Source organism: Varibaculum sp. C0165D1 (assembly GCF_056590355.1).
The window spans coordinates 257,861-270,182 of record NZ_JBWPVY010000003.1 but is presented as its reverse complement, the minus strand read 5'-3'; the positions used below and the strand labels follow the sequence as shown (position 1 = coordinate 270,182).

Annotated in this window: 8 protein-coding genes; all 8 read right to left on the bottom strand. The window is 54.0% G+C overall.

Annotation, left to right across the window (positions count from 1 at the left end; genetic code table 11):
- Nucleotides 1-81: 81 nt before the first annotated feature.
- Nucleotides 82-1,416, bottom strand: coding sequence for a phosphotransferase (locus AC1EKS_RS06005; RefSeq protein ID WP_481009685.1), 1,335 nt, complete (start codon nt 1,414-1,416; stop codon nt 82-84).
- On the bottom strand, nt 1,406-3,313 hold the full coding sequence (gene treS, locus AC1EKS_RS06000) for a maltose alpha-D-glucosyltransferase (RefSeq protein ID WP_481009684.1): 1,908 nt from the start codon (nt 3,311-3,313) through the stop codon (nt 1,406-1,408). Before treS ends, AC1EKS_RS06005 begins: the two co-directional genes overlap by 11 nt.
- A 26-nt stretch (nt 3,314-3,339) precedes the next feature.
- A complete protein-coding gene (locus tag AC1EKS_RS05995) occupies nt 3,340-5,688 on the bottom strand; it encodes an alpha-1,4-glucan--maltose-1-phosphate maltosyltransferase (protein WP_481009683.1) in 2,349 nt (782 codons plus the stop codon).
- Nucleotides 5,689-5,823: 135 nt separating this feature from the next.
- Nucleotides 5,824-6,489: a SanA/YdcF family protein gene (locus AC1EKS_RS05990; protein WP_481009682.1), complete on the bottom strand. Its 666-nt coding sequence runs from the start codon at nt 6,487-6,489 to the stop codon at nt 5,824-5,826.
- A 4-nt stretch (nt 6,490-6,493) separates the two neighbouring features.
- Nucleotides 6,494-7,597, bottom strand: coding sequence for a tryptophan--tRNA ligase (trpS, locus tag AC1EKS_RS05985; protein WP_481009681.1), 1,104 nt, complete (start codon nt 7,595-7,597; stop codon nt 6,494-6,496).
- 336 nt (nt 7,598-7,933) lie between these two features.
- Nucleotides 7,934-9,058 carry a restriction endonuclease subunit S gene (locus AC1EKS_RS05980; protein WP_481010311.1) on the bottom strand — a complete coding sequence of 375 codons (1,125 nt, stop codon included), beginning with the start codon at nt 9,056-9,058 and terminating at the stop codon, nt 7,934-7,936.
- 394 nt (nt 9,059-9,452) lie between these two features.
- Nucleotides 9,453-9,701, bottom strand: a complete 249-nt coding sequence (relB, locus tag AC1EKS_RS05975; RefSeq protein WP_481009679.1) for a type II toxin-antitoxin system RelB family antitoxin — start codon at nt 9,699-9,701, stop codon at nt 9,453-9,455.
- 249 nt (nt 9,702-9,950) lie between these two features.
- Nucleotides 9,951-12,203 carry a glycogen debranching protein GlgX gene (gene glgX / locus AC1EKS_RS05970; protein ID WP_481009678.1) on the bottom strand — a complete coding sequence of 751 codons (2,253 nt, stop codon included), beginning with the start codon at nt 12,201-12,203 and terminating at the stop codon, nt 9,951-9,953.
- Nucleotides 12,204-12,322: the final 119 nt, after the last annotated feature.

Here is a 12,322-nt window from a genome sequence, read left to right as displayed (position 1 = left end):
TACAATTCTGTAACAACCCTAGCAGAAATTGGGGTAAAAATGCTAGTGGAATCGCCCGGAAAAAATGGGTATTTATGCAGGTTAATGCGACTGTGGCAGAAGTAGCATTAACGCTTCCAAGGGGATCTTTACCCAGTCGGGACGCTGTTCCGCTTCGTAGCGAACTTCATAGAGGGCTTTTTCCACTTCAAAAGCCCGCAACACTACCAGCGCGGGGGTGGGGAGTTGTTCTTCACCAAAGTATCCAGCCAGGAACGCTAGGCGGGCCTGGTTTAGCCAATCCCCATCGGCGCCGCCTTCTACCCGGGCATAGTCAAAAGAACGTAACATTCCGGCGATATCCCGTTCTACCTGGTCAGGAGCGGTACGTTCTTCCAGCGGGCGCAAAGGCTCGCCCTCGAAATCGATAACATACCAATCTCCGGAGCTATAGAGACACTGCCCCAGATGATAGTCTCCGTGTACTCGCTGGGTCGGGGGCAATCCTCCCAGACCGGTTAGTGCCTGGGCGAGCCGATTAACTTCCTCCTCGATTTGCGGATGCTCCCGCAGCCGGGGATAGGCCGCTTCCGCCTGCTGATACTGGTTGCGCAGGCGGGTGGCCAGCATAGTGCCCGAAGCGGGATCTTCCCCGGACCCAAAAGCCTCTAAAAGATGGCGGTGCATATCCGCGGTGAACTCCCCTAACCGGCGGGCTGGACCAGCGGGGTCTTCGCCGCTGCGTGCTAGGGAGCAAACCAGTTTAAAACCGTCTTGGGCTTCATCCAAACGGATCGCGGCGCTAGCGGTAGTGACCTCTTGGGGCTCGCCGTCTTGATCCCACAGATTCAGTTGGGAGTAGCCGCGGGGCTGGGGGACTCCCTGCCAACCGGTGCGAGCCAGAGCTAACGGTACGGTGACCTCGGGGTTCGATCCGGTAACCAACACTCGGAAAAATTTAATAATCGTGGGGTATTTTCCGCCCAGTAACACCGAAGAATTGGATTGTTCCCCAGTTAAGACTTTGCTCTCTAAACTGGCCGCTAGCAGGTTAGACAGTAAGTCTTCAGCTTCGGGGAGCAGCGGTAGGGTTCCCGCCTGGTGGGTCGACTTAATCCAATATTCAATGTATGCCGGACAGTAGGGACCATCTATCAGGTAGCCGGAGTTTTCGGGCGGAGCGGTGCGTCCGGCCACCCCGGCGCCCGTCCACTGCCTCACCAAGGCCAGAGGGAGGTGATACCAGACTCCCTGCGCCTCTAAAATCAGCAGCCGGAACTGGGGATCATCGAGTTCGCGGTAATCTAAAACCCGCACCTGGGAGCGTTCCAAGTGGGAGGGAAACCAGCGCCGCAGGGTGAGGTAGTCCCAGACGGTGTCGATAATAGCGTCTCTGCCAGGCCATTTAAGCTGGCTATTAGGGGACTCAGCGGTCATCTTTTTTCTCCTTTAACGCCGAGAAATCTAAGGCTGGGTAAGTGTCAGAGGTAGTATTGGCATCTTTATCAGTCTGCGTAGAGGCTACCGGGGAAGCAGAATGGATAATCACCGGCAAAGAAGTAGTGGTAGTCGGGGGCTCTTCTTCCCGGTCATGGAGGTCTTGCGCCTGGTCCGGGGCAAAAAGTTCTAACCAGTAAAAACCATGGCGGTTCATAGTCACGGTGACAGTTTCATCCGTGCCCACCGCAGGGAACCAACCGCCATCGAAAGCTTCCCGCAGGCTCCAACTGGCCATGCCCGGCAGCGATAGCCGCGCCGCCACCGCGCCCTCTCCCAGGTTGTAGACACAAAGCACCGTAGAGTTTTGGTCGCGACGGATAAACGCCAATACCGAATCTTGATCCGTCCCTACCTGCGACAGCGAGCCTTGCCCAAAACAGGTGAGGCGGCGGCGGAGATGAATAGCGCGGCGCAGCCAATGCAGCAAGGAAGTGGGACGCCCCAGAGATTCTTGCACATTAATAGTGCGATTATCCCAGCCGGGAGCATCAATCAAAGGCACCAGGAAAGACTCTAGGGGGGCGGAGGAAAAACCGGCGGTGGTGGACGTGTCCCACTGCATGGGGGTACGCACCCCGAAACGGTCAGGCAGCCAAATATTATCGCCCATCCCGATTTCGTCCCCGTAATAGAGAAAGGGGGATCCGGGCATCGATAGTAAGAGGGCGTGGGCGAGTTCTATTTTGCGGCGCGAGCCTCCCAAAAGTGGCGCCAGGCGGCGGCGGATCCCCACATTTGCCCGCATCCGCGACTCGGGTGCATACCAGGAATACATGTCTTCCCGTTCCTGGTCAGTAACCATTTCTAGGGTGAGTTCGTCGTGGTTGCGCAAGAAAGTTCCCCATTGCGCACCCGCCGGCAGTCCCGGGAGTTCCGCCAGGATTTGCCGCAGTCCCTTCGAGGATCCGGTACGCAAAGCCGCAAACAGTTTCGGCATTAGGGGGAAGTGGAAGCAGATATGGCACTCCGGGTCGGTCTCGCTGCCGAAATAATCAATTACATCAAGAGGAGGCTGATTGGCTTCTGCCACCATTAAAGTTCCCGGGAACTCCGCGTCCACCATTTTGCGCAGTTCACTCACAAACCAGTGGGTTTTCGGAAGGTTTTCGCAGTTAGTACCGTTTTCTTCAAACAGGTAGGGGATGGCGTCGAGGCGGAAGCCATCTACTCCCGTGCGGCACCAGTAACGCACCACGTTCTTTACTGCCTCTTGCACCTGGGGATTCTCAAAATTTAAATCCGGTTGGTGAGAGAAGAAACGATGCCAATAGTACTGCCCACGTACCTCGTCATAGGTCCAGTTCGAGGTTTCGGTGTCTATAAAAATGATCCGCGCGTCCCGATACTCTTGGTCACTGTCGCGCCAAACGTAGAAGTCCCCGTATTCGCCCTCCGGATCTTTGCGGGAAGCCTCGAACCAGGGATGCTGGTCGGAGGTGTGGTTGACTACGATATCGACCAGGATTCGAATTCCGCGTTCGTGGGCGGCCTCCACCAGGGTGGTGAAGTCCTCCATGGTGCCGAAAGCCGGATTCACATCGGTATAGGCACTGATATCGTAGCCACCATCGCGCATTGGAGACGGGTAAAAAGGTGGTAGCCACAGGCAGTCCACTCCTAGCCAAGCCAGGTAATCCAGACGGGAAATGAGTCCCTGGAAATCCCCGACCCCGTCCCCGTTAGAATCGGAAAACGCCTGGATTAGCACCTCGTAGAAAACGGCGCTGCGATACCAGGAGGGAGACTCCGCGGGGGAAGTAACCGCCTGGGAAGTGGGAGGTGGGAGCAACAAGTTACCCCGGTTTTCGGGTTCCTCGGTTTTTACCTCGCTCAACAAAGACTCCTCTGGGGCGTTTTAGTTTATGCGGATTCTACGGACATAATATGGGCCGGTCGCTCATAGGGGTTGAGCTCGAAATAGTTAGCCGGCCCCCAATCGTAGACTTTTCCATCTAGTTCGTCTCGTACTTTAAAGAAGGACGAGGAAGAACCACTGATCTTGAGCGCCGATAGATCCAAGTGAATCGCCCCGATCGCGGTTTCGTGGGGATCCAGGTTGACCACCACGATTACGGTGTCAGCCACCCCGGTGGGAGATTCCCAAGCATCCAGGTGACGGGAGAAGCAAACTACTCCCGGATGGGTGGTTTCATGAATCTTCAGGTTCCGCAAACGCTGCAAGGCGGGGTGGCGGCGGCGAATCTCGTTCAAAGTAGTCAGCAAGCCCATCATTTCTTGCGCGGTTTTCCCAGAGTAATCGCGCGGCTTGTACTCGTACTTCTCGTTATCGATCTGCTCTTCAAAACCGGGGCGTTGCACATTTTCTACCAGCTCGTAGCCGTTATAGATCCCCCAGTTAGGGGAGCCAGTAGCGGCTAAAACTGCCCGCATTTTGAAAGCTCGTTTCCCGCCATCGACCATGATTTGGGTAAGAATATCGTGGGTAGTAGGCCAGAAAGAAGGTCGCATATAGGGGCTGGATTCCCAAGCAACCTCTTGGAAGTATTCTTCAATCTCTTTGCGGGTATTGCGCCAGGTGAAATAGGTGTAGGACTGGTGGAATCCCACCTGCGCCAAGGTGCGCATCATCGCGGGGCGGGTAAACGCCTCGGATAAGAAAAGCACCTCGGGATGTTTGTGATGGAACTCCGCTAAAATCTCTTGCCAGAACTGCACCGGCTTGGTGTGGGGATTATCCACCCGGAAAATAGTTACTCCGTGGTCGATCCACTTTTGAATCACGTCCCGCACCGCGTTATAAAGACCGCGGTAGTCCTGATCGAAAATCAGAGGATAAATATCTTGATATTTCTTGGGAGGATTCTCCGCATAGGCAATCGTCCCGTCGGGGCGATGCTTAAACCATTCAGGATGCTCCTTCACCCAAGGGTGATCCGGGGAGCACTGCAGCGCCAAATCCAGCGCTACCTCCAACCCCAGTCCCTTGGCCTTCTTTACAAAGTAATCAAAATCATCGAAATCGCCCAGATCAGGGTGAATAGCGTCATGGCCGCCAGCGGGGCTGCCAATACCGTAAGGTGAGCCCGGATCGTCCGGGGTGGCTTCCAAAGTGTTATTGCGCCCTTTTCGGAAAGTAGTTCCAATCGGATGAATCGGAGTTAAGTAGGCAACGTCAAAGCCCATACCAGCAATGCGGGGCAGGTCAGAGGCGGCAGTGCGCAGGGTTCCAGAATGCCAATGGCCTTCTTGGTCTTGATAGGCGCCGATAGAGCGGGGGAAAATCTCGTACCAGGATCCGTAGAGTGCCCGCTCCCGGTCAACCCGCAAAGGATAGGTGCGGGAAGATTCCAGCAGATCCCGCAGGGGATGAGCCCGGAAAATTCCCCGAATCGAGGAATGTAGACCCACCGAAAGGCGCTCTTGAGGTGGACGAGTCTGATCGCGCATCGCTTTAGCAGCATCCAAGAGGCGAGCGATGCTCTTTTCATCCGGTGCCTGCTGGGTGGGATTATTTATGGCTTCCCCGCGAGCGGCGCGCTCAAAAAGCCGGGCTCCCAACTCGAACTCCATCTCCACGTCCTGGTCAGCCTGCACCTTGATAGAGGCTTCTTTAGCCCAGGTCTGATAAGGATCGCAGAAAGTGTCGACTCTAAAGCTCCAATCCCCAACCGAAGTCGGCTTTATCCAGGCTTCCAGGCGATCAAGTCCCGGGGCGACATCGTACATCCGCGACCGCATAGTTTCTTTTCCTTGCGGATCCAGCAATACCGCTTCTGCCCCTAAAGCATCGTGCCCTTCGCGGAACACGCTAGCGCGCACCGGGAACGACTCATTTTCGACCGCCTTCGCTGGCCAGAGTCCGTCCTCGAAAACCGGTTCCACTTCGGTGACTGGAATGCGCGCTAGGCGAGCCTCGGGGGAAACCAGATTTAAAGGCTTAGCCGCAGCTGTCTTGCGGGCAGAAACGGATTTACTGGCAGAAGTTGTTTTCTTAGCTGCCGTAGTTTTTGGAGCAGCGGTCGCCGCGCGGCTAACCCGCTTTCTAGGGGTGCTAGTGGTGCTAGCTTTTTTAGTCCGGCTAGCAGCAGCCGTCGTGGTCTTTTTAGCAGGAGAGCTCTTACTAGCAGTGGCAGTAGCTTTTCGCGAAGCCGCGGCAGAACCGGTGGCGGAACTAGAAGCGGTATCCTTCTGACCAGCTGAGCTAGTAGTAGAGCGAGTTTTGCGGGAACGAGGCGTATCGCTGGCCATGGTGTCTCCTTAATAGATGGACTGATTCCCTTCCAGCCTAACAAGCGGTGTGGCACCGCGCGTCGATTCCAGTCCCAGCAAGCAGTAAAAGTTAGACACAATAAGAAGCAGTTACCGGCAAACGCAGAAAATGCTTTAACCGTCAGTAGCCGAGGCCGGGCCATCTAAGGAAATTTTGGGTCCCAGGTAGGTCGGTTTTTGCCCACTAACTACCCAAGCAACATCCTTGGTGCGCGCCAGATATTCGCGGAGGTTGCGAGCGGTTTGCCCCGAATACGCATTTCCAGCGGCACCCACACCCCAAACCTCGATACCTCGGCTTTGACAATCGTAGAGGGCGCGGGGCAAATGATAAGGCTGAGTTACTACAATCGCGCGCTGCACCGAAAAAATCGCTTCCGCGCGGTAGGCCGAATCATAGGTAGAAAAACCGGCATGATCAGCATAGATCACCCGGGCGCTAACCCCATGGGTTAGTAGCCACTGCCGCATCGCCTTGATCTCGTCGTACTGTATCTGCCCATGATCGCCAGTAATCAAGATTTTCTTCGCCGCCCCCGCCTGATACAGATTCAAAGCGGTTTGCAGGCGATGGGTAAGCATCGGCGAGGGCGAACCATTCGGGTTTACCCCCGCCCCCAAAACCATGATTACCTGAGCGTTCTTATCTTTAGCTTCAGATAAAGAAATAACCTGGTCTTTTGTTCGCTGCCACACATAAATGTTGGTTCCCACCACGACAATTACGGCGATAACCACCAGGGTAATCAGTAGCCGAATCAGGCCTCCCAAAGCACGCATGAGTCTAGTAAACCATGTTCATCGCCTGGCGCACCTCCGCCAGGGTCTGGTCGGCAACCTCGTTAGCGCGCTGGTTGCCGCGCGCTAATACCTGCCACAAATAGTCCGGGTCCGCCAACAGTTCGGCGCGCCGCGCCCTAATCGGAGATAAAACCGCATCCAAAGCCTCCGTGAGCACCTGCTTTAGTTTTCCAGCCCCCTGATCCCCGATCTCCTCGGCAATAACGCGCGGATCCTGCCCGCTAGCCAGGCCCGCCAGCCGCAAAAGATTCGAAACCTCCGGACGGTTCTCCGGATCATAAGTAATCTGGCGCTCGGCATCAGTCTTGGCACGTTTAATCAGCTTCGCAGTTTCATCGCTGCTCATCCCCAACTCGACCGCGTTCCCCCGCGACTTCGACATTTTTTCGCCATCCAGCCCCAAAATCAGGGCGCCATCACCCGAAAGCAGCCCCTCCGGGCGAGGAAACACCCGGTGCTTCAGCGAAGACTTCCGCCGGTAAACCCGCTCGAAACGATCCGAAATCACCCGCGCCTGCTCCAAGTGGGGGAGCTGATCCTTACCCACCGGCACCAGGTTCGCTTTACAGAACAAAATATCCGCTGCCTGATGTACCGGGTAAGTCAGTAACAACCCCGACATAGGCCGCTCTGAAGCCACCAGCTCCGCCTTCACCGTCGGATTGCGGTGTAGCTCCGCTTCGGTTACCAGGGAAAGGAAAGGCAGCATTAGTTGATTTTCTGCCGGCACCGAGGAATGCGTGAAAATCGTGGTCTGCTCCGGATCCAGGCCGCAAGCAATATAATCAGCCAGCATACCCAGGACGCGCTCGCGGATCGGTCCAGTACCCTCGCGGTCAGTGATTACCTGGTAGTCAGCAATCAGAATCCAGGTTTCCACCCCGCGCTTTTGGATCTCTACCCGATTCTTAATCGTCCCAAAATAATGTCCCAAGTGGAGGGTACCGGTGGGGCGATCACCGGAGAGTACCCGGAACTTGGAAGGATCCTTATCGATCGCTGCCTCAATCTCTTTAGATTTCAGCTCCGCACGCTTCAAAGAAGCTGCATCGGTTGAATTTTCTAGTCTCTCGCCGCTATCGCTCATGGTTCCCAGTCTACGGTGCCGGTGATATTCCCGGAAAACCGGGTGCAATCCTGCAGCTTTTCTTGTTGTTAGGTGCGTAGGGGCGAGATTTTTCCTCCTGCCCAAGAATTCGGAAAACGTGGCCACGTTTTCCGAATTCTTATGCCCACCGCGCCCACTCGGATAAAATCTCGCCCCTACGCTTCCCCGATACATAGAAGCTGCTTCGAGTGGTTGCACGCGGGTTTTCGGGAATGAAGTTAAATAACAGAGTGTGTCGGCTGTTAGTTGTGTGGGCAGTTGATTTTCTGTTGCCTTGAATTCGGGGCGATAATTCCCTGCTCTACTTTTGCGCGGTTACTTTGCGGGGGTGAAGGTTAGGAGTCGGTCGCGGTAATACTCGTACTGTTTACGCCGAGCCGCAATCTCTGCCGGTAAACCAGAAGAAAGATCGTTCACTAAAGCATCGAACTTATCCAGAATCGCCACAATGCGTTCCTGCTCAGCCAAAGACGGCACGGGAATGTCATGCTTCTTAATCCTTGTCATATTCAAAAACTGCTGTGTTCCCTGCGCCTTATCTTTCAAAACCTCATAATCATTGCAGAGCACATGAAATAAAAATTTTGGCTTAATCTGTTTCAAATCAGCTTCTAGGGCACAACAGTTCTGATTTGTAGTTGCCTCAACAGTGGTTATTCCGCTTTTCGCGACAGTCGCCCCGGCCATTGCTATTAGAACCGTTCCGGCTGGAATTAGCTTTGCTGAGCAATTGTCTAACCCAGATTCAGTTAAGGAGCCTTCCACTTCTCCAATTGTTTTGAAATTTAAATCTGTCGACCGAATCCACGGAATATTTCCACCGAAATAACCAGGAACACTACGTTTCGGAGTACCCCCAGAAGAAACCTTTGTACAAACATCGTTCAGCGGTAGGAGCTTGACATTGTCTTTCCCTAAACGGCTGGTGAGATTCTCCAAGCTGAGAAGCGAGGCGCGGTAGTATTCGTACTGCTTGCGGCGAGCTTCTAGCTCCGCTCCTAGCTCCGCTTCTAGCTTGGTGAAAGAATCTAGAATCCGTACGATCTCATCTTGTACTTCCAGCGGCGGCACCGGAATCTTTAACTTGGCTATATCTTTTGGATAGACGTGGGGAACTCCGCTTCCCTTTTTTAGGGAATGCAAAAAATCCTGTTTATTCTTTAACCAGTGGTAGAGAAACCGGCTCTTTAGCTGAGGGTTAGTGGTGATGCTAAAGGCATCTGAAACAAAAATTGGCGAATCCCAATACTGAACAAAGCCAGCGTAAGCGCCCGAACCTGCAACCGTTAGCAGCTCGCCAGTTCGGTTGGATTCGTTATGCCAATAATCGGGGCCTCTACCACCTGCTATCACCGGAATATCTCCAGGAATAGCAGTTTTCTTAGATATGTACTTTCCCCGCTCTAGTGTCGCAACATCGGATATTAACTTCTGTTCCACGTCGTTGGGGCAGTGGTGGGAGATTAGGTCTTCTATGTGGCTCATGCGGGTACCTCGGTGTTTGGGGTGCTGCTGGCGCGTTTGGGGCTTGGTGTTTGCGCTGTTGCAGCTTGCAAGGTGAACCTCCCGATAATCGCAGCCTCGTCCTCCATCGTACAAAGTTAGTAACCATCTAGCGATAAACTTGCCGCCACTGATCTACTTCACTGACAGACATTTACAGGTTTGCGCGGGGGAGAGATTTTATCCGAGTGGGCGCGGTGGGCATAAGAATTTGGAAAACGTCGCGACGTTTTCCGAATTCTTGGGCGGGAGGAAAAATCTCGCCCCCGCGGTATACACATCGGTGGAGATTTCTCTATGTTTAACGGATTATTCCATTTTGATGAACAAGTTATTTTCGCAAGTAGAGATGATTTTCTAACTGGTCAATCGATACAGTTTCTAACCGTCCTGCTCGGTAGTCCTCAACTTTTTTGAGGAGCCCATACTGGTATTCGAGTTTCGGTATCGATTCCTCGACTGCTTTCGTGAAGAAGTAGGCGCGGCTGTGTCCCGTATTCTTAGACAGATTGTCGTATCGCTTCACTAAATCCACCGGTAACCGAACCACTATTGGCACAGAGTCAACTACTTTGACCATGTTAATTCTCCCTGGTTCGGCACTTGTAAACCTTTTAAACAATGTACTACGAAAATACATTTAGTAGCGCGGGGAAAAGTTTTATCCGAGTGAGCGCGGGGGAGAGATTTTATCCGAGTGGGCGCGGTGGGCATAAGAATTTGGAAAACGTCGCTACGTTTTCCAAATTCTTGGGCGGGAGGAAAAATCTCTCTCCCGCGCACACGGCAAATTCCGTGCGATTTACATTTCTACAGCTAGAACTGTGGATTAATCCCCACTGGAATCGGCCAGGAAAAGTTTGATAGACAAAGGCTCCAGGAGAATGTCGTCACCGGCGAGATTCAGCGGGGGTGCTTCCTCTTCCTCTACATCGGTAACTGCAGAATCCCAGATCTCGTGGTAGGCGGTTCCTCGACCCGGAGCTAGCCGCACGTGTTTCGGAGACAGCGTCCCGTTGAACACCGCCAGTAGATCCTTATCCATGTAGGGACGCCCCGAGCGCAGCATTTGGAAAACTCGGCTGGCCGGATCATGCCACGCCCGATCACCTATTAATAGCCCCACCTGGTTATACCAGGAAACATCGGGGAGGGTATCTCCCGGATACCGATGACCGGTCAAGTAGTTTGCTGGCCGGAAAACCGGGTGTTCGCGTCGCAAAGTAATCAACTTGCGCACCGCGACATACATGTCTTTTTGCCAATCCACTAGTTCCCAGTTCACCCAGGTAGTTTCATTGTCTTGACAGTAAGCGTTATTGTTGCCGCCTTGAGTGCGCCCAAACTCGTCACCCGCCAAAATCATGGGGGTGCCGGAAGAAATAAACATGGTAGTGAACATGTTAAGTACCGAACGTACCCGGGCAGCCAGTAGTTCTGCCAGGGGAGAATCCCCATTTATGCCCGATTCCATATCGTGACTGAGCTGGAAAGCACGCCCTTCACTACCATGATTCCAAGACAGGTTATGGGGGGAGCCGTCCCGGTTGTTCTCTAGGTTTTCCTCGTTATGTTTATGGTCGTAGCTGACCAAATCCCCCAGAGTAAAACCGTCGTGAGCGGTTACAAAGTTAATCGAACAGCGAGGAGGACGCACCGCCGGCACGTCTCCCACCCCATACATATCCTGGGAACCAGAAAGCCGGGAAGCCAGTTCAAAGGGGGGAGCCCCCCGTGATTCCCCGCGTGACTGGGCACGCCCATCGGCCACCCAAAAGCCGCGCACCGCATCCCGGTAACGGTCATTCCAGGTAGAGAAAGGTAGCGGGAAATCGCTGGTGCGCCAACCATCCGGTCCCATATCCCAAGGCTCCGCGATCATCTTGGTGTGCCGCAAAACCGGGTCGTCCAGGCAGGCTTGGAAGAAAGGATGGAAACGAGTGAAATGTTCCTCGCCCCGCCCACAGGTAACCCCCAGGTCAAAGCGGAAACCGTCAACTCCGACATCGCCAGCCCAATACCGCAAAGAATCCAGAATCATTTGGATTACTCTGGGGTGACCAGTGTCTAAAGTATTGCCGCAACCGGAATAATCGATACTGGCTCCCTGGGGATCCAGACGATAATACATGGCGTTATCGAGGGCGCGCCAAGATAGCGCCTGCCCGTCGCCTCCGCCCTCACAAGTATGGTTATAAACCACATCTAGTAGCAGTTCGATCCCATTTTGGTGCAGGATCGAAACCATGCCGCGGAACTCATCTAGGACTGCCATCGGCCCCAGGTTGCGGGCATTCCTGGTGGCATAGGAAGGTTCGGGAGCGAAATAAGACAGGGTGGAGTACCCCCAATAGTTACTTAAGCCTCGCTCATTCAGGAAAGCTTCTGAAAGTTTCGCGTGTACTGGCAGTAGTTCTACGGCGGTGACACCCAAGTCTTTCAGGTAAGCGATAGTGGCCGGGTGTGCCAGTCCCGCGTAGGTTCCGCGTAGTTCTTCCGGTACTCCCGGTAACTGTTTAGTGAGCCCTTTGACGTGCGCTTCGTAAATAACGGTGTTTTCCCAGGGGGTAGCGGGCCCGGGAACCACATCAAACTCTTTTCCAGTCACTACTCCGCGTACGGTATAGGGCGCTGAGTTGGTCGGATCTAGCTGGAAAGGATGCTCCGGGTAAAGCTGGTCATCGGTTTTATGGGCGTAAGTTTGACTGGAAAGCTGCACGTTTCCGCTAATGGCGCGAGCATAGGGGTCGAGGGCGAGTTTGTAGGGGTTGAAAACGTGGCCGCGTTCCGGATTCCACGGTCCCCAGGCGCGAAAACCATAGTAGGTGCCGGCGAGAACCCCGGCAACATGCCCATGCCAGATACCGTCTACTGGGCCTAGCAGCCGGTAGCGAGTTTCGGGAGCGGTAGGTTCAGCGGAAGTGAAAAAACAGATCTCTACCGCAGAGGCATTCGGGGCGACTACCGCGATATCCACCCCATTGCCTTGCAGATAAACCCCCAGGCGATTAGGGTCGGCGGCGCCGCCATGCACAAAGGGGCTGGACGGCCTAAAATAGTCGTCTAATGTTTTTCTTGACACGTCTGTCATCTTATCTGGTGCTACCAAATAGAGCCATTCGTTTAGCTAGACGGGGTTGGTTGAACATTTAATTTCCTCCCTTAGCTAAGGGGTAGGGCTTCTCACTTTTTCACCATCAA